This window comes from Phenylobacterium sp., assembly GCF_030693405.1.
Lineage (GTDB): Bacteria > Pseudomonadota > Alphaproteobacteria > Caulobacterales > Caulobacteraceae > Phenylobacterium.
The window spans coordinates 1-20,392 of the sequence record NZ_JAUYAW010000008.1 but is presented as its reverse complement, the minus strand read 5'-3'; the positions used below and the strand labels follow the sequence as shown (position 1 = coordinate 20,392).

20 protein-coding genes are annotated in these 20,392 nt (G+C 67.0%); 14 read left to right on the top strand and 6 right to left on the bottom strand.

Features of this window, described 5'->3' with window-relative positions; all coding sequences use genetic code 11:
• Positions 1-42: 42 nt before the first annotated feature.
• The 4 genes from Q8N19_RS00915 (at position 43) to Q8N19_RS00900 (ending at position 4,646) form a co-directional block, all read left to right on the top strand.
• On the top strand, positions 43-843 hold the full coding sequence (locus Q8N19_RS00915) for a DUF4198 domain-containing protein (protein ID WP_305587767.1): 801 nt from the start codon (positions 43-45) through the stop codon (positions 841-843).
• A 9-nt stretch (positions 844-852) separates the two neighbouring features.
• Positions 853-1,299, top strand: coding sequence for a hypothetical protein (locus tag Q8N19_RS00910; RefSeq protein ID WP_305587766.1), 447 nt, complete (start codon positions 853-855; stop codon positions 1,297-1,299).
• Between the two features lie 102 nt (positions 1,300-1,401).
• Positions 1,402-3,645 carry a TonB-dependent hemoglobin/transferrin/lactoferrin family receptor gene (locus tag Q8N19_RS00905; RefSeq protein WP_305587765.1) on the top strand — a complete coding sequence of 748 codons (2,244 nt, stop codon included), beginning with the start codon at positions 1,402-1,404 and terminating at the stop codon, positions 3,643-3,645.
• Between the two features lie 17 nt (positions 3,646-3,662).
• Entirely contained in the window at positions 3,663-4,646 is a 984-nt protein-coding gene (locus tag Q8N19_RS00900) for a DUF6607 family protein (protein ID WP_305587764.1), read from the top strand.
• Between the two features lie 4 nt (positions 4,647-4,650).
• On the opposite strand, the gene Q8N19_RS00895 is transcribed toward Q8N19_RS00900, so the two are convergent.
• Positions 4,651-5,754 carry a phosphatidylinositol-specific phospholipase C1-like protein gene (locus tag Q8N19_RS00895; RefSeq protein ID WP_305587763.1) on the bottom strand — a complete coding sequence of 368 codons (1,104 nt, stop codon included), beginning with the start codon at positions 5,752-5,754 and terminating at the stop codon, positions 4,651-4,653.
• 150 nt (positions 5,755-5,904) lie between these two features.
• On the opposite strand from Q8N19_RS00895, the gene Q8N19_RS00890 reads away from it, so the two are divergent.
• From Q8N19_RS00890 to Q8N19_RS00875, 4 genes are all read left to right on the top strand, one after another.
• Positions 5,905-7,536: an EAL domain-containing protein gene (locus tag Q8N19_RS00890; protein WP_305587762.1), complete on the top strand. Its 1,632-nt coding sequence runs from the start codon at positions 5,905-5,907 to the stop codon at positions 7,534-7,536.
• Between the two features lie 352 nt (positions 7,537-7,888).
• On the top strand, positions 7,889-8,866 hold the full coding sequence (locus tag Q8N19_RS00885) for a hypothetical protein (RefSeq protein ID WP_305587761.1): 978 nt from the start codon (positions 7,889-7,891) through the stop codon (positions 8,864-8,866).
• Entirely contained in the window at positions 8,863-9,345 is a 483-nt protein-coding gene (locus Q8N19_RS00880) for a hypothetical protein (protein WP_305587760.1), read from the top strand. Before Q8N19_RS00885 ends, Q8N19_RS00880 begins: the two co-directional genes overlap by 4 nt.
• A complete protein-coding gene (locus Q8N19_RS00875; protein ID WP_305587759.1) occupies positions 9,345-11,384 on the top strand; it encodes an AAA family ATPase in 2,040 nt (679 codons plus the stop codon). Before Q8N19_RS00880 ends, Q8N19_RS00875 begins: the two co-directional genes overlap by 1 nt.
• Before the next feature lie 209 nt (positions 11,385-11,593).
• On the opposite strand, the gene Q8N19_RS00870 is transcribed toward Q8N19_RS00875, so the two are convergent.
• On the bottom strand, positions 11,594-11,929 hold the full coding sequence (locus Q8N19_RS00870; protein ID WP_305587758.1) for a GIY-YIG nuclease family protein: 336 nt from the start codon (positions 11,927-11,929) through the stop codon (positions 11,594-11,596).
• A gap of 55 nt (positions 11,930-11,984) precedes the next feature.
• On the opposite strand from Q8N19_RS00870, the gene Q8N19_RS00865 reads away from it, so the two are divergent.
• Complete coding sequence (locus Q8N19_RS00865; protein WP_305587757.1) at positions 11,985-12,578, top strand: DUF2239 family protein; 594 nt, start codon at positions 11,985-11,987, stop codon at positions 12,576-12,578.
• Positions 12,579-12,619: 41 nt separating this feature from the next.
• Here the strand turns inward: Q8N19_RS00865 and cckA are convergent, their stop codons facing one another.
• A complete protein-coding gene (cckA, locus tag Q8N19_RS00860; RefSeq protein ID WP_305587756.1) occupies positions 12,620-14,704 on the bottom strand; it encodes a cell cycle histidine kinase CckA in 2,085 nt (694 codons plus the stop codon).
• Positions 14,705-14,939: 235 nt separating this feature from the next.
• Between cckA and yghU the strand changes: the two genes are divergently transcribed.
• Entirely contained in the window at positions 14,940-15,824 is an 885-nt protein-coding gene (yghU, locus tag Q8N19_RS00855; protein WP_305587755.1) for a glutathione-dependent disulfide-bond oxidoreductase, read from the top strand.
• 10 nt (positions 15,825-15,834) lie between these two features.
• A complete protein-coding gene (locus Q8N19_RS00850) occupies positions 15,835-16,461 on the top strand; it encodes a CoA pyrophosphatase (protein WP_305587754.1) in 627 nt (208 codons plus the stop codon).
• A gap of 61 nt (positions 16,462-16,522) precedes the next feature.
• Here the strand turns inward: Q8N19_RS00850 and flhB are convergent, their stop codons facing one another.
• The 3 genes from flhB to fliQ are packed head-to-tail and all read right to left on the bottom strand — an operon-like array spanning position 16,523 to position 18,638.
• Positions 16,523-17,611: a flagellar biosynthesis protein FlhB gene (gene flhB, locus Q8N19_RS00845; protein WP_305587753.1), complete on the bottom strand. Its 1,089-nt coding sequence runs from the start codon at positions 17,609-17,611 to the stop codon at positions 16,523-16,525.
• Positions 17,612-17,614: 3 nt separating this feature from the next.
• Complete coding sequence (gene fliR / locus Q8N19_RS00840) at positions 17,615-18,370, bottom strand: flagellar biosynthetic protein FliR (RefSeq protein WP_305587752.1); 756 nt, start codon at positions 18,368-18,370, stop codon at positions 17,615-17,617.
• A 4-nt stretch (positions 18,371-18,374) separates the two neighbouring features.
• Positions 18,375-18,638: a flagellar biosynthesis protein FliQ gene (gene fliQ, locus Q8N19_RS00835; RefSeq protein WP_305283361.1), complete on the bottom strand. Its 264-nt coding sequence runs from the start codon at positions 18,636-18,638 to the stop codon at positions 18,375-18,377.
• A gap of 245 nt (positions 18,639-18,883) precedes the next feature.
• Here fliQ and Q8N19_RS00830 point away from each other — a divergent pair, with 245 nt between their 5' ends.
• The 3 genes from Q8N19_RS00830 (at position 18,884) to Q8N19_RS00820 (ending at position 20,212) form a co-directional block, all read left to right on the top strand.
• Positions 18,884-19,123, top strand: a complete 240-nt coding sequence (locus tag Q8N19_RS00830) for a type II toxin-antitoxin system CcdA family antitoxin (RefSeq protein ID WP_305587780.1) — start codon at positions 18,884-18,886, stop codon at positions 19,121-19,123.
• Positions 19,123-19,425: a CcdB family protein gene (locus Q8N19_RS00825; protein ID WP_305587751.1), complete on the top strand. Its 303-nt coding sequence runs from the start codon at positions 19,123-19,125 to the stop codon at positions 19,423-19,425. Before Q8N19_RS00830 ends, Q8N19_RS00825 begins: the two co-directional genes overlap by 1 nt.
• 223 nt (positions 19,426-19,648) lie before the next feature.
• Complete coding sequence (locus Q8N19_RS00820) at positions 19,649-20,212, top strand: GNAT family N-acetyltransferase (protein ID WP_305587750.1); 564 nt, start codon at positions 19,649-19,651, stop codon at positions 20,210-20,212.
• The last annotated feature ends 180 nt before the right edge of the window (positions 20,213-20,392 follow it).

The window sequence follows — 20,392 nt, the reverse complement described above, 5'->3', positions numbered from 1 at the left end:
TATGGCAACTAAGACTCATTTGCATATAGGGGTAATCTGACGATGCGCTCGACGAATGGCTGGAAATGCGGGGCTTTCGCCCTGGCGCTGGGGGCGCTCGCCTCGCCAGCCGGCGCCCATACCTCCTTCCTGTCGCCCTCCATCTTCTCCACCGGCGAGGCCAGCGTCATCACGATCCAGGCGGCCTTCGGTGAGGCCGCCTTCTTCCGGCCTGAGATCGCCGTGACCTCAGATGACTTCCACCTCTACAGGCCCGACGGACGACGGGACGCCTACGACCGCATCGAGACCTTTCAGCAGACCACCGTGCTGGAAAGCGATCTCACCGAGGCGGGGACCTATCGCTTCACCACCGGCCTTCGCCTCGGACGGAAAGGCGCTCAGGTCCTGAAGGACGGTGTCTGGACGCCTCTGGCGCCCGGAGCGGAGGCTCCGGCCGGGGCCCAGACGCAGACCAGCCAGACCGCCACGGTGGCCGACGTCTATGTCACCAAGGGCGCCCCCACAGATGCGGTGCTGAACACGCAGGTCGGCCCCCTCGCCTTCCGCCTGGGCGCCCATCCCAGCGCCATCTACGCGGCCGACCCGCTCAGCCTTGAGGTTCTGTTCGAGGGCCAGCCCCTCGTCGGCAATGAGATCGAGGTTGATCGCGAGGGCGGCGATTACGAGGACCCGCGCTTCAAGCAACGCCTGACAACCGACGCCAAGGGCCAGGCGATCCTGCGGTTTGATCGCCCTGGGGTCTATCTGATCATGACCCGCCATAGGGCTCCGGCCCCCGCCGGCGCCGAGACCGATGTGCGCAGCTACACCACCTCCCTCACCTTTGAAGTCGCCCCGTAAGGACGCCCCATGCCCCGGATCACACCCCCGCTTCTCGCCTTTGCCGCCCTCTGCCTCACCAGTCCGGCGGCCCTCGCCCAGGAGGCGCCCGCCCCCGGCCACAGCAAGCTGGAGTTCCTGCAGACCTACGACATCGATCTGGATGGGATCGTCACCCAGGCCGAATACATGGCCCGCCGCGGGGAGGCCTTCGCCCGGACGGACCAAGGGGGCGACGGCGTTCTGAGCGAGGCTGAATATGTCGCCGAGTACGCCGAGCGGCTCGACGCCCAACTGGCCGCCCAACGGGAGCGCCAGATCCGGCAGGCGCACGTCCGGTTCGGCGTCATGGATGCTGATCGCGACCGGGCCATGACGCGGGGCGAATATGACGCCACCGCCGGGCGAACCTTCCAGCGTCTGGACACCAACGGCGATGGTCAGGTGGATGATCGCGACACCGCCCAGGGTCACTGACCCCGTCGCCTTCTGTTGACGACCCGTCAGCCCGCATCCCAGCGGGCCTGACCTTGATCATTATTGCGAATGCATCTTATGCGCATCTATGGGGATACTGGTATGACGAACTCGATGCGGGCGCCGCGCAGCGCCTGGTTCATGGGCGCGGCCCTGGTGGCCTTGGCTGCGGCGCCGAGCGCCACAGCCCAGGGGGCTGATCCGCTGCAGCTGGCCGCCACGACGGTGTCACAGCTCACCGTGACCGCCACCCGGCAGGCCAGACCTTCCGACGAGGTGGCCGCCACGGTCAGCGTCATCACCGACGCCCAGATCGAGGAGGAGCTGGCCACGGACATCAAGGACCTGGTGCGCTTCGAGCCCGGGGTGTCGGTGCGCAACGCCCCGGCGCGATTCACCGCCGCCGGCGCCAATACCGGACGGGACGGCAATTCCGGGTTCAACATCCGCGGCCTCGATGGCAACCGGGTTCTGATCCTCGTGGACGGGGTCCGGGTGCCCGACGCCTTCACCTTCGGGGGACAGTCCGTCGGCCGCGGCGACTATCTGGATCTGGACCTGCTGAAGTCGGTGGAGATCCTTCGGGGTCCAACCTCGGCCCTCTATGGGAGCGATGGCCTGGCCGGGGCGGTGTCCTTCACCACCCGAGACCCCGATGACTTCCTGACCGGTGGCAAGACTTTCGCCGGTCGCGCCCGGGCAGGCTATGGCTCGGTGGATGACAGCTGGACCGGAAGCCTGCTGGGCGCCGCCGGGAACGACACGGTTTCAGGGCTGCTGGCCTACACCTATCGCCAGGCCCATGAGACCGAGAACAAGGGCGAGAACGCCGCCCTGAACGTCAATCGAACGACGCCAAACCCCCAGGATTTCACCACTCACAGCGTCCTGGGGAAGCTGGTCTTCCAGCCGAGCGACGCCCATCGGTTCCGGCTGAGCGGCGAATACTATGACCGGGAAATCGAGTCCGAGGTCTACAGCGCCCGCGCCGTCCTGCCGACCACGTCGCCCACGGCCACCCTGGATCTGGACGCCCTGGACACCATCAAGCGCTCTCGTCTGGCCTTCGACTATGTCTACCGCGGCGAGGGTCTGGTCGATCGCGCCCTGGTCAGCCTCTACCGGCAGGCCAGCGAGAACCGGGAATTCGCCTTTGAAGACCGCAACACCTCCCCCGACCGCGAGCGCCTGAACACCTTCGACAATGAGGTGTGGGGCCTGGCCGCCCAGGCCGAAAGCGCCGGCCGCTTCCTCGGCCTCTCGCACAGCCTCGTCTACGGCCTCGACTATTCCACCACCCGCCAGGAAGGGGTGCGCGACGGAACCCAGCCGCCGGCAGGCGAGACCTATCCGACCCGCGCCTTCCCCAACACCGACCATGTTCTGGCCGGCGCCTTCGTCCAGGATGAGATCCGCCTCCTGGACGGCCGGCTCACCCTCACGCCTGCGATCCGCTATGATCACTACGAGATCGATCCCGAGGTCGACGCCGCCTTCCCCTTCCCCGCCGTGGGTCAGAAGGATGGCCGGTTCAGCCCCAAGATCGGCGCGGTCTTTTGGATCACCGATCAGGTGGGAGTCTACGCCACCGCAGCCCAGGGCTATAAGACCCCCGCCCCCAGCCAGGTGAACAATGGTTTCGCCAATCTGGTCGGCAACTACCAGACCATCTCGAACCCGGACCTCAAGCCGGAAACCAGCGAGACCTTCGAAGGAGGTTTCCGTTTCCGCCGCCTCGACGCCGCCGGGGCGACTTGGTCGGGCCAGTTCACGGCCCATTCGAGCCGGTTCGACGACTTCATCGAACAGGTGCTGGTCCGCGGGAACTACACCCCGGCCAACCCGGCCACCTTCCAATATGTGAACCTGGCCGAGGTCGAGATCAGCGGGCTGGAGGCCCGGCTTGAAGGCGCCTGGCGCTCAGGCTTCGGCGCCCAGTTCGCCTGGGCCTGGACCGAAGGCCAGGAGACCACCGGCGGCGCCTCGACGCCCCTTAACAGCATCGACCCGTGGAAGGCCGTGGCTGGTCTCTCCTACCGTGACCCAGACGGCCGGTTCGCCGGCCGGGTGATCCTGACCCACGCCGCCCAGAAGGACGGCAAGGATGTCGACCAGGTCTGCGGCGCAGGCGGCTGCTTTGTGCCCGACGCCGTCACCCTGGTGGACCTCACCGCCTACTGGAACATCACGCCGACCACCGCCCTGCGGGCCGGGCTCTTCAACCTGACGGACGAGACCTACTGGTGGTGGAGCGACGTGCGCGGTCTCGGCGCCGCCTCGACGGTCAAGGACGCCTACACCGCGCCCGGCCGCAATGTGAGCGCCTCGCTCACCTATCGTTTCTAGGGTCAGAGGACAGATCGATGAGCGGTTCAATTTCACGGCGGGGGGCGGTCCTGGGCGGCATGGGCCTGGCCGCCGCCCCCTTGGCGGCGAAAGCCGCCGCCGCCGGACCCGCCCCAGACGCTGCAGGCGCTCTGGAGGCCGGCCGCCGGGCGGTCCTGGGCATGGTGGGCGACTTCCATGTGCGCTTCGACACCCGGGAGACCGTGCCCTTTGTTCAGGACTATGAGCCTGCCGACCCGGCCATTCACGCCGGCGATGAGGTGGTGCGCGTCATTGAGGACACGGGGGCCACCCTGCGCCTGCAGCACATCCTTGTGGTGCGCCAGGGCGGCCAGACCTTCACCATCCGCCATTGGCGACAGGACTGGACCTTCGAGCCTGACGCGGTGCTGACCTATGCCGGCGCAGACACCTGGCGCCTGGTCCCGACGACGGCGGACAGCCGCCGAGGCCTATGGGGCCAGACCGTCTGGAACACCGACGACAGTCCCCGCTACGGCGCCCTGGGGGCGTGGGTTCACGACCGCGGGGTCTCGCGCTGGACCAGCCAGCCGACCCTGCGGCCCCTGGCCCGGCGGGACGCTGCGGCCAACCCGCCCTATGACCGCTACGCGTGCGTCAACCGCCACGCCCTGACGCCCAAGGGCTGGGTGCACGAGCAGGACAACGCCAAGGTCGGGACCCGCGCGGGCCAGGACGCGACCTTCGTCCATGAGGTGGTGATCAACACCTATGACCGGGCCGAAGGCTTCGACGCCGCCCCGGCCGAGGCCTATCTCGCCGCGACCCAGGCCTATTGGAACGGGGTGCGGGGGGAATGGGACAAGGTGATCGCCGCCGGGGCCGGCCTCTGGTTGCGGGAAGCCCCCCAGACCGGATCGGCCGCGGGGCCTGCGCTCATGGGCCTGGCCGATCAGGTTCAGGCCGGCGAGATCGCCCTGGACGCCGCCCTGGGCCTGGCCGGGGCGATCATCGCCGAGGCTACGCGGCGACCAGGCTGAACCTTCAGTCCCTGGTCCAGCGGGGATTGAGCCGGGCGGCGGCCCCGCCCGGCAGCTCCACCCGGTAGTCGCCAAACCGCACATCGGGGGTCATGTAGTCGGTGGAGATGTACTGGGCGCCGGCGGCGAAGGCGGCCTCGCGACGGGAGGTGTCGTTGGACCGCGCCTCCGCGGTGTCGGCGTCGGCCCGGGTGCGGACGATCAGGCCAGCGGCCACGGCGGCGGCGATGCGCTCGGCCTGCGCCTGCGGATCATTGAGCGTGATGTAGGCCGCTGCGTCCTCGGTCTCGTCGATGTTTACAAACATCACCCGGCCTTCCAGGGATCGACGCGCGCCCCGATAGAGGTCCACCTGGCTGCGGGGGGCGTCGAGGGCGAACATGACCTTGCCGCGGGCCTCGCCCAGGGTCGGCCAGGCGCCGGCGGCCACGGCCGCGCGCAGGGTCGGATGGTCGCCTTGCACATCATCAGGCGTGATGAGGGCCTCAGGGGCGAAGACGCTGCGGATCTCGGCGTCCACCGCGTCCATGGCCGCCGCATCAAAGGGCGCGGGCGTCACCGCGCCCGGCGCCGGCAGGGCCTGGCCCTCCTTCAGATTCAACAGGATCAGGAGGGGGACGTGGTCGGGATTGGCCCTCGACCAGGCGGCCACCTGCGCCAGGCATCCGGTGAACAGCAGGCAGGAGCTGCGATAGTCGATGTCCTGGACATGCATGACCTTGAGGCCAGGCCCCGTAAGCGGCGCGGTGTCATAGGCCGTCGTGCCCGGGACCATGCGCAGGCCGAGCGGCCGGGCGTAGCGGCCGGGGTCGGGATCGTTCAGGACGTCGATCTCCAGCTGGCGCGCGCCGGCCGCCAGCTGAACCGTCAGCGGCGGGTGGGCGTAGTCGAGGGCGACCGCCTGATCGGGCGCCATGGCGCGGAGCAACGCCATCTCAGGCGCAGGAATGGCGAGCTTGTAGGAGTTGTGCGTGCCCACCGCCTGCAGGGCGTTGATCGGCAGGGAGTCGACCCCCTCGCCGGCGCAGCCGGCCGCGCCGCTGGGGGCTTCCAGATTACAGCCAGGGGCGAGCGCCAGGGCGGCGGCGAGCATCAGGGCGACAGACATGGGCTCTCCAGGGGTCGAAATGGGGTCCATTTCGGGTCGGAAACCTACCGAAAATGGGTCTTTCCGGCGCTTATGTCGCAGGTTTTTGACGACACTGTTACGCCAGATTAAGCGTGAGCCTGCAGGATCGCCCTCCAACGGGAGGCCGTCTTGCCGCTGACTCATAAAGCCCTGCTGGGGTTCGCCTTCGCTTCGGCCGACCTCCTGCTGGAGGCGAGCGCCGAGGGGCAGATCACCATGGCGCTCGGCGCCGGCGAAGCCCTGGCCGGGTCCAAGGACCGCACGCTGGAGGGCGCCGACCTCTTCGACTTCATCGCCGCCGACGACCGCGGGCTGGTGAAGATGGTGTTCAAGGGCCTGGGCGAAGGCATGCGCGCCGGCCCCATCAATCTGCGACTGGCGAGCCAGGACGGCGAGGACCGCGGCGCCTGCCTCTCAGCCTTCCGCCTGCCGCAGAACTCAGGCGCGGTGTCCTGCGTGCTGACCCGCGCCAAGGCCGCCAAGACCGCCGGTCCGGGCGGCCTGCACGACCGCGCCTCCTTCGAGACCGCCGCGGTCACCATCCTGGAGCACGCCCGCGCCCGGGGGCTCGAGGTCGAGCTGGCAATGGTCGATGTGCCGGGCTTCGAGGCCGCCGCCCAAAAGGCCGGCGAGGCGGAGGGCGCCGAGCTGCGCGCCCGCCTGGCCGCCGTCATCCGCTCCCAGTCCTATGGCGGCGGCGCGGCCGCAGGGCTCGGCGAGGACCGCTTCGCCCTGCTGCGCGAAGGCCGCGAGACGCCGCAGGAACTGTCCCAGCGCATCGCCCGCCTGCTCGACCTGGACCCGGCCCTGGGCGTCGCGCCGGTGGTGCAGAAGGTCAGCGCCAGCGCTGAGCTGCCCCCCGACCACCTGCTGCGGGCCTTGCGCTACACCATGGACGGCTTCCTGCGCGAAGGCGGCGCCAACACCGCGCCGGCCGATCTCAGCCAGGCCTTCGAACGCTCGGTCGCCCAGACCATGGCGGAGGTCAGCGCGCTCGGCAAACGGGTCGAGGCCCGGGACTTCGCCCTCTTCTTCCAGCCGGTGGTCAGCCTGAAGGGCCCCGCCCGGCTGCACCACCATGAGGCCCTGATCCGGTTCGGCGACCAGGGCGCCCCCTTCCCCATGATCCGCATGGCCGAGGAGATGGACCTGGTCTGCGCGCTCGACTCCGCGGTGGTGGACAAGGCCCTGGAGCACCTGAACCGCAGGCCCGACCTGATCCTGGCGGTGAACCTGTCGGGGCGCTCCATCGGCAATCCGATCTTCGTCACAGAGCTCGCCCGCCGGGTGGCCGCCAACCCCGGCGTCAAGGGCCGGCTGATGTTCGAGCTGACCGAGAGCGCCGCCGTCGGCGACCTCGTCCAGGCCGACCGCCATCTGCAGAGCCTGCGGGCCCTGGGCTGCGAGATCTGCCTCGACGACTTCGGCGCCGGCGCCAGCTCGCTGGCCTATCTGCAGCAGCTGCATGTGGACGTGGTGAAGTTCGACGGCGCCTTCATCCGCGACCTGGAGCACGACAGCCGCGGCGCGGCCTTCGTCAGCCAGCTGGTGCGCATGTGCGCCGAGATGAAGGTCGAGACCCTGGCCGAAATGGTCGAGACCCCCCTGGTCGAAGAGGTCATCCGCAAGGCCGGCGTCCACATGGCCCAGGGCTGGCTCTACGGCGCCGCCGCCCGCGACCCCGCCCCCTACCCCCTGATCAGCGCCGCGGCGCCCGCAGCGCCCGGCCGCCGCCGGGGGGCGGTGGATAGCTGGGGGTAGGACCCGCATCTGGTGATCGCTGGAAGTGTCTGCTCTCAGGCAACGCCGATGTGAATTGCGACTTGATGAGAACAGAACATGAACGATAAGGTGAGGCCCCAGAGGGGCCTGCGGGACCAGCGTCATGGAATCAATCGCCGCTGGGGCGCTGCACACCGACGCGCCCAAAACTCATCGCTCCGTTCGCCTCCGAGCGGCTCCGGACACCTGTAAGGCTCAGGTCTGTGCCAGAGTGCTGGTGCGGGCATCGCGCGCGCCCTGGTTGCGTTTATCGTCGCTCGCAGGCACTTCTAGAGTCGCATTGTCGGGGGGCGGGCGATTTGAACAGAGTCCTGCGAAGCAAGACGCCAAAATGTGGCTGGTCGCCCATGCGGCCTCAATGCCAAATCGCGTCTCCAAATTCGCGAATGCAGCCCCGGTGACGACGGTAATCGAGGCTTGGGATGGCGACGAGTGGGAGGTCCATGTGGGTCGCCTGCTGCAGGACCGTCATGGCTCGATCAATCTGCAGAAGGTCCCCGCAAGGCACTCCGGTGACGGCGGCTTGGACTACTACTGCGCGTCGGAAGCGGTGGTATATCAATGCTATGCCGTGCAGGAACCTATTGACGTCGCGACGCGCGCGTCCAAGCAAAAAGGCAAGATCACGACCGACATAGGCAAGCTTTGCAAGGTCGACGGGGTCGCCGCCAAGCTCTTCAAGTCCAAGCCTGTCTCGCGATGGATTATTGTTGTCCCGAAGCACGACAGCCAGGAAGTCAATAACCACGCAGCAACCAAGGCGGAGGAGGTGCGAAGAATGGGCCTAGCCCATATCGCATCGAATTTCGAGATCCTCATCCACGACCGGGATGATTTTGACGAGGATTCTTGGAAGAGACGGGCCGGTCTGCGCGCAAGGCTGCGCCCCGTTATCGCGCCTGCTACGGATCAAGAGGTCGCGGATATCGAGACTTCGCGCGTTGATCTAGTGGACAACCTTCGACGCAAGCTCGCCAAGCGGACCAAGGCCGCGCCGGACCTCGAAGACGATGTCGACATCGCTCTGAGATCCTTTATCGAATACCAGAACGCCCTGGATTTCCTCAGAGCCAATGCGCCTGAAGCGCACGAAGAGATCGTCGCGCTCACCTCGCAACGGTTGAGGCGTCTAAAGCTGGTCGGGGCTAAGGCGTCTGAAAGCGTCGCGAACATTCTTGAGCTTGAGCTCGATAGTCTGACGGCCAGTTTCAGGGAGCGCGTCGCGAACCTCGACCCGGACACCGCGCAAGAACTCGCCTTCGGTGTCGTCAGCGAGTGGCTTATGCGCTGTCCCTTGGATTTCGCATGAGCAGCGCCACAAGCCGTCTTCGCCGGATCTTTACGGGTGCCTTCACGATCTCCGATCGCTCCCAGCCCCTGCCAGGAGACCTGCGCATAAATTGGGGTGTCACCCTAATCCTGATGGTCCTCGCCTCCTCCAGAGGCCAGCGCTGCAGCCTCCAGAAACTCCACTTTCTCGCCCACCTCAGCCGGACAAGTCAGACGCGGCGCGAGGCCCTTGAGGTGCTTGATCGAACTCGAGAGCCCTCGGCGCTGTCGGTTCGGATTGAGCCCTGGGTCAATCGCGCATTGGCCTTCGCCGTCGCCCAAGGCCACGCGGTCATGAAAGACGGCAAGGCTGCCGCCCTGACGGACCAAGGGAAGGCAATACTGGACGAGCTATCCGCCATGTCCGTGCTCGCAGAGGAACGCGCGTTCCTAGCGAGGATTGGCCCGCGTGCCACGGAAAAGGTCGTTGACGCAATAATGAAGATGGAGCCCTTCTGATGACGCTCACCGTGCGGCACATCAGGCTGAGGGCGCAGTCGACGAACGGGCTATACGGTACCGACATCCCGGTGTCCGGAGGGTGCACAATCATTCACGCACCCAACACTTCAGGCAAGTCGACCGTGCTACAGGCCATGCTCTACGCCTTGGGCCTAGAACAGATGCTAAGTCCGCGTCGGGAGATCCCGCTTCCTTATGCGATGCGCACCCACGTCGAAGACCCTACAACCGGCAAGAGCCACGCCGTCATCGCATCCTACGTCGCAGTCGAGTTGGAAAACCAGTCGGGTGAGCGCATCACTGTGCGACGTAACGTTACCTCGGATGGAGACAGGAGGCTGGTCTCCGTCTTCGCTGGTCCTCAGTTGAGCCAACCCGATGCCGTGTTCGAGCGTCGTGATTACTTTGTTTTGGATGGCGGGGCAGCGCAGCGCGAGGCGGGCTTCCACCGCATGCTTGCAGACTTCATGGACTGGCACTTGCCGACTGTGAAGAGGTACGATGGGGGTGACTGCCCGCTTTATGTCGAGACGATCTTCCCGCTGTTCTTTGTGGAACAAAAGGCGGGTTGGACGTCCATTCCCGGAAACATTCCCACCCATTTCCGGATACGCGACGTGCATAGGCGCGCCGTCGAATTTCTTTTGGATCTCGATACGCACGATCTCGAGCGCCGGCGACAGGATCTGGAGCTACGGCAGAATGGGGTAAAAGTGACGTGGACCGCGCTCATCCACGAAACCAAGGCAATGGCGGCCGCCATAGGTCTGAACTCGGCGCAGCTGCCGGAAGCGCCCACTGCGCTTGTCGAGGAAGTCAGAGCTGCCCATCTGCAGGTCTTCGTCGACGGCGACTGGCGACCGCTAACTGAGCATCTGCATGCCTTGCAGGATGAGCTCGGGTCGCTTCAAGATGTGATCATTCCCGAGGTCGAAAGCGTCGTTGACGACGCGACAGTTGAAGCTGACGACCTTGCCAAGGCGATCCAAACCCTCAACGGCGACCGCGCCGAAGTCTTTAGAGAGCGTCAGGCGGAGCTCATCCAGCTTGCTGCTACGCGAGAACGGTTAAAGCTCCTCGAAGAGGACATTCAGAAGAACCAAGACGCCCGCAAGTTGCAGCGGTACGGTTCTGAAATCTCGCGTGACCTGTCGCCAAACCACTGCCCGACGTGCGAGCAGGCGATTGACGACGCTCTCCTACCTCAGGGTGCGCTTGATGCGGTAATGTCGATAGACGACAATATTGATTACCTTGCCGCTCAGCGCACGGTGTTCAAGCGCCTTGCTGATCGTTCAGAAGCTATGGTGCGCGAGCTTGACTTGGAACTTCTTAGCTCCAGCGATGATCTACGGCATAAGACCGCTCGTCTCAGAGCGCTCAAGTCCGATCTGATCGCTCCCTCTCACGCCGCTTCGGCCGCATTCATCGAGCGACGGCTTAGGCTTGAGCAAAGAGTGCAGCAACTCCTTGAGATGCAAGATCGATTTTCGGCCCTCATGGAACAGCTCTTGCGCCAGGTCGAAGCATGGCAGGCAATCCTAGGGGAAAAAGCGGATCTGCCCGACAGCCGGCTGAGTGATGCAGACGTGGCCAAGATCAAAGTATTCGAGGCGTCGATCCGCTCGCAACTCGGCCTTTACCGCTTCACGACGTTCCCTGTGGGCGAGCTTACCGTTTCAGAGGACACCTATCGGCCGGAAAAGGAAGGGTTCGAGATCGGCTTCGAACTCTCGGCCAGTGATAGCGTAAGGCTGAAATGGGCGTATCAGATGGGCCTGCTAGACGTTGCGCTCAAAACCGCGACAAACCATCCCGGACTCCTTGTTCTTGACGAGCCGAGGCAGCAGGAAGCTTCCGAGGTCAGTATCGGCGGGCTACTCAAGGAAGCCGCCCGACTCGGAGCTGCAGGCGCTCAGGTAATCATAGCCACAAGTGAGCGCCTTGAGACCGTTAGAGAACTCTCTGCAGGATTGCGCTACGACCTAATCGTCTACGATGGCCGGCTTATCGCCCCCCTCCCGGACGACCGCTAATCCATCGGCCTAGGTCGGCTTCTGGTTGCGCCCAAGCGCGCCAGTCGGCTCGTTCGTGTCCGAGCGCGCATAGGTGGCGACCCGCGTGTATTTGTCCCGCGGGTAACCCGCGCAAGGTGGGGCACGACGCCTCCGCGCCGTGGCTCTAGCTCTCGACCCGGGGGTCAGCTTTCTGCACAGAGATCGGACACTGAGCCACCCCCAGGCCCCTACAGCCCCTCCGCCTCCAGCCGCGCGCGCCACAGCGCCGCGCGCTTCGTCAGCTCGTCCTTGCGGCGGAGGTCGGAGTAGTCTTCCGGCAGGCGGTCGAGGATTTCGAAGCGGAAGGCGCCTGCGCCGTGCGCCGTCCAGGCGGCCTGGAGGGGGCGGTAGGGGCTGGAGCCCTGTTTGAGGGCGAACCAGATGCCGTTCTGCTGGGTGTCGATGTGGCGGCTCTGGCCGACCCAGACCTGGCCGGTGGCCTCGCAGATGACGGCGAAGACGCCGGCGATGGTCGGGCGCTCCTTATAGGCGGCGATCTGCGCCTTGCGGGTCGATGAGGTCATGACAGCTCCTATTTACCCGGGTATAAATGTCAGATCATTTTATCCGGGTAAATAGATGACCGACGCCGCCGCCGACTTCCCCTCAGGCCTTGTCCTGTTCCACGCCGAACGGCGGATCGCCCAGGGGCCGCTGAATGAGGTCCTGGCCGCCGCAGCCCAGGCCCGCGCCGCCGGGGCGGACGGGCCGCTGCCGGCCTTTGATCTGGCCACCGGGCGGCTGACGGACCTGGAGGGTCGCGCTGACCCGCCGGCCCCGGAGGCTGGCCCAGCGCCTGAGCCAGCGCCTCAGCCCGAGCCCGCCCGGCGGGGGCGGCCGAAGCTGGGGGTGGTGGCCCGCGAGGTCACCCTCCTGCCCCGGCACTGGGACTGGCTGGCGCAGCAGCCGGGCGGCGCCTCTGTGACCCTGCGCAGGCTGGTGGAGCAGGCGCGCAAGGCCGACGCGCAGACCGGGGCCGGCGACCAGCGGCGCCGGCGCGAGGCCGCCTATCGGTTCATGTCGGCCATGGCCGGGGATGCGGCCGGCTTCGAGGAGGCGAGCCGGGCCCTGTTCGCGGGCGACCGGGGGCGGCTGACGGCGCTGATGGCGCCCTGGGCCCCCGACATCGCCGCCACGGTGCTGGAGCTGCTGGGGGCGGAGGGCGAAGCCTAAGGATGGCGGCCTGATGGGCGGCGCGAGGCGCGCGATGCGCCTCAGGCGGCCTTCTGCAGCTCCTGCTTGACCCGTTCGGCCAGGGTCTTGATGTCGATGGGCTTGGGCAGGAAGGAGATGTTGGCCTCCCCTTCCAGCAGGTTCGAGAACTCGGCCTCGGCATAGCCGGAGATGAACATGACCGGCGCGCCGGCCAGGTACTGGCGGGCCTGTTTCAACAGGTCGGGGCCCTGCATGCCGGGCATGACCACGTCGGAGATCATCAGGTCGATCTGGCCGGCGTGCAGCTCGCACAGCTCCAGGGCCTCTTCGCCGGACGCGGCCTCGATCACCTCATAGCCCCGGGCGCGCAGCAGGCGGGCGGCGACGCCGCGCACGGCGTCCTCGTCCTCCACGAACAGGATGCGGCCGGCGCCCGACAGGTCGCGGGCCACGGTCTTGGCCTTGACCACCGGGACCGGGGCCGGAACGCCGATGGCCGGCTGATAGACCGGCAGGAAGATGCGGAAGGCCGAGCCCTCGCCCATCTTGGAGGCCACGGAAATCCAGCCGTCGGACTGCTTGACGATGCCATAGACGGTGGCCAGCCCCAGGCCCGTCCCCTCGCCCACCGGCTTGGTGGTGAAGAAGGGGTCGAAGATCTTGTCCATGACCTCGGGCGCGATGCCGGGGCCGTCGTCGGACACCTCGATCAGGGCTTGGTCGCCCTTGGCGCCGGTATAGCCCAGGGCTGCGGCCTCAGCCTCGGTGACCCGGGCGGTGCGGATGCGCACGGTGGTGCCGCCATAGGCGCGCACGGCGTCCCGGGCGTTGACCGCCAGGTTCATGACCGCGGTTTCCAGCTGGCCCCGGTCGACGCGCACATGGGGCAGGTCGCGGCCATATTCGGTGTCGACGGTGACGTCCTCGCTCAGCACCCGGCGCAGCAGGACCTCGAACTCGCTGATCAGCTCGCCGAGCTCGAGGATCTCGCGCTGGACGGTCTGCTTGCGGGAGAAGGCCAGCAGCTTGCGCACCAGGTCGGCGGCGCGGTTGGAGGTCTGGCGGATCTCGTTCAGCCCCTCATAGGAGGGATCGCCCACCGGGTGACGGGCCGCCAGGCTGTCCAGCTGCATCAGGATGGCGGTCAGCAGGTTGTTGAAGTCGTGGGCCACGCCGCCGGCCAGCTGGCCGATGGCCTGCATCTTCTGGCTCTGGGCCAGCTGCAGCTCCATCTGCTTCTGATCCGACACGTCCACCAGATAGGCGACCCAGCGGCCGCCAGTGCGCGACAGATAGAGGTGGGCGATCTTGGCCGGGTCGCGGGACAGGCGGACCTCGAGGGCGCCCTCCATCCCTTGCGCCAGCCGCTGGGCGGCGTCCTGGCGGGAATTGGTCTCGATCAGGTCGCCAAAGGCCTGGCCCCGCTGGAAGGGACCGGCCATGCCGGCCAGCGCCGGATTGGCCTCGATGATGACGGCGTTGAAGGGGTCCTCCCCCTCCAGCAGAGCTGCGCCGAAGGGCGATGCGGCGGCGAAGGCGTCCAGCACCTTGGGCGGCGGGGCCTTGGCGCCGACCGCCGCGGTCAGCACCTCCAGCGCCGCGGCCGGCAGGGCCAGACGCTCGGGCGCGGCGGGGCGCAGGCGGATCAGGAAGCGGCGCGCGGCGCCCGGCGCGCCCACCGGCGCGATCTCGGCGGTGTGGTCGGCGCCTGCGGCGCGCAGGGTGGCGTGGGCGGTTTCGCCCCGGCGGGCGGCGCCCAGCGCCGAAAACAGGCTGGCGGCCGACGATCCGCCCTTGGGCAGGCGCGGCGCGTCGCCCAGCACGTCGCGCCAGGCGCTGTTGCAGGCATGGATGCGGCCATCGGCGCCGGCCAGGGCCGCGGGCTCAGCCAGGGCCTCCACCAGGCGCTCGGCGCCGGGCTCGGCGTCGGTGGCCGGCTCCAGGGTCGAACGCAGGACAAAGAGGCCCAGGCACGCCACGCCGGCCAGGCCGACGAGCAACATCAGGCCAGCCAGGGTGGCGGGACCGGCGTTGATCGCCGGTGCGGCGGCGAACGCCACAGCCATGAGGAAGAACACCACCGCGATGGCGGTGAGCGGATCAAACCGGCGCGCCGGTTCAGGGCCTTGCGGGGTCTCTGCCATGGCGGACCTGCGGCTTGCCTCTGGACGTGGGGCCGTTCGCCCCACCGAATCATCGAGCATCATACTGCACAAGGCCACCTGAGACCCTTAGGAGACCTTTCTGTGGCAGGAAGGTTTTAACCAAACCCTCCCGCGGGGGCGCTTGAGGGCTCGCCAAACGCGGGGCGGGCCACCACATTGGCCTCAGGCGCCGGCCAAGGCGCGCGGCTGACAACGCCCGTCCGGGAGAGAATTGATGAGCGACACCACCGACTACGTCCCGCCCAAGGTCTGGACCTGGAACAAGGAGAGCGGCGGCCGCTTCGCCAATATCAACCGCCCCATCGCTGGTCCGACCCACGACAAGGACCTGCCGGTCGGCCGCCATCCCATGCAGCTCTACTCCCTGGGCACGCCCAACGGGGTGAAGGTGACCATCATGCTCGAGGAGCTGCTGGCGCTGGGTCACGGCGGCGCGGAGTACGACGCCTGGCTGATCAATATCGGGGCCGGCGACCAGTTCAGCTCGGGCTTTGTCGACGCCAATCCGAACTCCAAGATCCCGGCGCTCGTAGACCGCAGCGGGCCTGAGCCCATCCGGGTGTTTGAGTCCGGCGCCATCCTGATCCACCTGGCCGAGACATTCGGCGCCTTCCTGCCCACCGATCCGGCGGCCCGGGCCGAATGCCTGTCCTGGCTGTTCTGGCAGGTGGGCAGCGCGCCCTATCTGGGCGGGGGCTTTGGCCACTTCTACGCCTATGCGCCGATCAAGATCGAATACGCCATCGACCGGTTCGCCATGGAGGTGAAGCGCCAGATGGACGTGCTGGACCGCCGGCTGAGCGAGAGCGCCTATCTGGGCGGGGATGAGTACACCATCGCCGACATGGCCGTCTGGCCCTGGTACGGCGGCATGGCCAAGGGCCTCCTGTATGAGGGCGGCGAGTTCCTGCAGGTGCAGGAGTACAAGAACGTCATCCGCTGGGCCGACCAGATCGGCGAGCGGGCGGCGGTGAAGCGCGGCCGCATGGTCAACCGCACCTATGGCGAGCCCTCAAGCCAGCTGCGCGAGCGCCATGAGGCCAGCGACTTCGAGACCAAGACCCAGGACAAGGTCGAGGCGGCCAAGGCCGCCGGCTGAGGCCGCGCCGGTGACCTGCCGCTTCGACGCGGCCTTCCGCCAGGAGCTTTCGGCGCGCCTGCAGACCTTCCCGCGGATCGTCCACCCGCAGGAAGGCCTGAAGGCGGCCGCCGTGGCCATCACCCTGGTGGCGGCCGATGACGGCTCAGGCCAGGCGGCCTTCCTGCTGACCCGGCGGGCGACGACCCTGCGCGCCCATGCGGGCCAATGGGCCCTGCCCGGCGGTCGCTGCGATCCGGGCGAGACCCTGGAGGTCGCCGCCCTCCGCGAGCTGGAGGAGGAGCTGGGGCTCTCCCTGCCGCCGGAGAACATCCTGGGCGTCCTGGACGACTATCCGACGCGGTCAGGCTATGCGATCGCCCCGGTGGTCGCCTGGCTGGATGATCCCGGCCAGATCCGGCCCAATCCCGACGAGGTGGCTTCCGTTCACCACATCCGGCTGGACGGACTGATGGCCGACCATGCGGTGGACTTCGAAACCATCCCGGAGAGCCCCCGCCAGGTCATCCGCCTGTTGATCGGCGACCAGCACATCCACGCGCCGACCGCGGCCCTGATCTATCAGCTGCGCGAACTGGTGGCCGGCCGCGTCACCCGGGTGGCCGAACTCGACCAGCCGGTCTTCGCCTGGCGCTAGAGCCTCTAGGTCTTGAGCGCGTTTCGCACCGACAACCGGTTCCCACTTATCGGAACGCGCCCTAGCGCAGCGGCCTCGCCCGGGGTGGCGGGGCGGCGCGGGCGCCCATGAGGAAGCCGATGATCTTGGCCACGGCTTCGAAGTGGGCGGGCGGAATGGTCTGATCGATCTCGACGGCGGCATAGAGGGCGCGGGCCAGCGGCGGATCCTCGATGACGGGCACGCCGGCCTCCTCGGCTGTGGCGCGGATGCGCAGGGCCACGGCGTCCAGACCCTTGGCCACGCATTGCGGCGCGCCAGCGCTGCCGGCCTCGTATTTCAGCGCCACGGCGTAGTGGGTCGGGTTCATCACCACCACGGTGGCGGTGGGCACCGCGGCCATCATCCGCCGGCGGGCGCGGTCATGGCGCATCTGGCGCAGCTTGGCCTTGATCAGCGGGTCGCCGTCGGTCTGCTTGTACTCTTCCTTGATCTCGTGACGGCTCATCATCTGCTTCTTGAGGAAGCGGTGCTTCTGCCACAGCCAGTCCACGCCGGTGATCACCAGCATGAGCGCGATGACGGCGAAGACCATCTGGCGCAGCACCTCGGCGCTGAACGGCAGCATGGCGGCCGGATCGAGGGCCGAGAGGGTCTGGAACTCGTGGAAGTGCGGCTTGAGCACCCAGTACGAGACCCCGGCGACGGCCAGGATCTTGGCGATCGACTTGACGAACTGGGCCAGGCCGTCAGGGCCGAAGATCCGCTGGAAGCCCGAGAGCGGCGAGACCTTCTTGAAGTCCGGCTTGGCCTTGTCCGGCGTGAACAGGAAGCCGTGCTGCACCAGATTGCCGGCCATGCCGCCGATGGCCGCGGTGGCCAGGACGGCGGCCAGGGCCGGGGCGGCGGCCATCATGGCCATGCGCGCCACATTGACCCCGCCCCCGCCCTCCAGCTGGATCTGCTCGGGATGGGCGATGAAGGGCAGCAGCGCCGCGGCCATGGACTTGGCCAGCCAGCCGCCGAAGATGGCGATGGCGCCGGCGGAAAAGGCGAGCGCCATCAGGGGGGCGAGGTCCTGGGTCTTGGCCACATCCCCCTTTTCCCGCGACTGTTCGAGTTTTCGCGGGGTGGCCTCTTCTGTTTTCGATGACTGGTCGGTTTCAGCCATGGATCACAGGAAGTTCGCCAGCAGCGCCCGGTAGCGGTCGACCCAGACCATGCCCAGCACGCCGAGGCTGAGCGCGAAGATCGACAGGGACGACAGCACCAGCAGCGGGGTGGCCACGAAGAAGATCTGGAAGGCCGGCATCACCCGACCCACCAGGCCCGCGGCGATGTTGAAGATCAGCGAGAAGACCACCACCGGGGCAGCCAGCTGCAGGCCCAGCGAAAAGGCCTCGGCCGTGGTCTGCACCGCCAGCTGGGCGGCGTCCCCCACCGGCACATCGCCGCCGAACGGAAACAGGCGGTAGGAGGAGACAATGGCCGCCAGGAACATGTGGTGCAGGTCGGTGACCATGATCAGGGTCACCCCCATGACGGTCAGGAAGGTCGAGAGCGAGGTCGAGGGCTGGGCCTGGCCAGGATTGGCGGTCTGGGAGAAGGCCAGCGTCGACTGGATGGAGACGATCTCGCCGGCGATGCCGAGCGCGGCCAGCATCATGCGCAGGATCAGGCCGATCATCAGGCCGATCAGGATCTCGCGGAAGATCTGGGCGAACATGGCGCCGTTGCTGTCGGGCACGGCGCCCACCTGCCCCCCCAGGACGGGGAATATCATCAGGGCGAACAGGAAGGCGAAGGCCAGCCGGATGCGGGCCGGCACCGCCCCGTCGCCGACGCCGGGCATCAGCATCATCAGGGCGCCGAGCCTCGCGAAGATCAGGCCGGCGGCATAGACCTGGGGGGCCGAAGCATAGGCTTCCATGGCCCTACATGGCCGCGATGCGGGCGGCGATCTGGTTCATGAAGCTCGACATCAGCGCCCCCATCAGGGGCAGGAAGAGCAGCAGAGACAAGAAGATGGCCACGATCTTGGGCGCATAGACCAGGGTGGCTTCCTGGATCTGGGTGAGCGCCTGCATCAGGCCGATGCCGACGCCGACCACCAGGCCCACGATCAGCACCGGCGCCGACAGCTGGATGGTCAGCCAGATGGCGTCACGGCCAATATCCAGAACCTCGGCGCCATTCATCGCGCGCCCTTTCGCAAGCCGGGGGGAACTGCGCCGGACAATGGACAAACGTGGTTAACGAAGGGTGGAGGCGGGGGGCGGGGCGGTGGGCGGCTGTGGGCTCATCGCTGTCTTTGCCAAGGCCCGCTTCCGGGCAATGCCTCTCAGCCATTTCGGATGATCACCTTGGGCGCCGGATGGACTTGGTGCGGTCGATGACACGTTAAGGGCTAGAAAAGGCAGCAGCGTGCGCGTATATTGTGCGCATGGAAAACACGCATTCGACTAGTCGTCAGCGGTTGAACCTGACGCTTCCAGGCCCACTGGTCGAGGAAGCAAAGGCGCTGGGCCTGAACCTCTCGCGCGCCTGTGAGAGCGGGCTGGAGGCGGCTGTCGCCGCTGAACGGGCGCGACGCTGGCAAGCCGAAAACCAAGCCTTCTTCGATTGGTACAACGCCAAGGTGGAGACCGATGGCCTGGTCTTGGCGGAATACCGGCAGTTCTGATGAAGCATGGGATTTACCGGCTTCCGAACGGCGTGCTGGTCGTGGACGTACAGTCGGATCTGCTGAATCCGACAATCACTCGCGTGGTTGTGCCACTCATCTCGTCGATAGATCTGAAAGGCTCACAGCCAGGACGACTAACGCCCACCTTCGAGGTTGAGGGGCAGAAGGTCATGCTGCTGCCTCTGCAGATGGCCGCCATTCCCCTTCGCGAGCTAGGCCATCAGCCCCTGCGCATGCTCACCGAGGATGAGGCTTACGCCGTGAGCGGCGCGCTTGGCGTCCTGTTCGAGGGCGTCTAGTAAAGCCGGCTTTCTGGCGGCAGCCCAAAGGCCGCTAGTGGCGCCCATCAGACCGAAAATCCCCGTCAGGGATCCTGCGGATCTTGGCCGGGAGCTGAAGGCTGGGCATGCTTGTGCATCTAGGGAGACCGCTGCTTGCGGGGGTGTCGCCTGTAGGCATTGGGGCGGCGCATCGCCCCCCTGGCACAGTGGATCACCGTCCATATGCCAGCTAGGCTGCGCCATGGCCTCAGCATCCATGCCCTGGTTTCCCATACGAACCGCCCGTTTGTTGCTGCGCGAGTTTCATGCGGGTGACCTCGACGACATTCACGCCTACGCGTCGGACCAGAACACCGTCCGCTACATGGAATGGGGGCCGAACACGCCTGAGGTCAGCAGCCAGAGACTTCATCTTACCCTTGCTGAGCAGGAGCAGTGGCCACGCCGGGACGTCAATCTCGCCGCCCAACTGCTTGAGAATGGACGGGTCATCGGGTCCGTTAGGCTGGGACTGGATGGGCAAGACGGGGCCGACCTAGGTTACGTCTTCGGAAGTTCCTGGTGGGGCGTGGGCTACGGCTACGAGGCAGCGTCAGCGGTTCTTGCAGCCGCGTTTGATACGCTGGAGCTGCATCGGGTCTGGGCGACTTGCGATGCGCGCAACGCCGCCTCGGTCAGACTTCTAGAGAAACTCGGAATGCGCCAGGAGGGAACGATGCTCCGAGACCGCAAGGTTAGGGATGGTTGGCGTGACACTGGCCTGTTTGCCCTGCTGAACGACGAGTGGCAGGTCCGACCTGGCTGAGGAATGTCCGAGTTCTGGCTCGGAGCCTATGTCTTCAAGTGTTGAGGGTTTCGGATGCCGGCCCCAGCGCATGCTGATGGGTCCGGCTGCGGGCTGGCGTCCGGAAGCCTTCAGGGGAGGAAGCCGCGGTCAGCTGGCGGAGCGCTGGTGATGCTGGATGCGGCTATGGGGATATCGCCC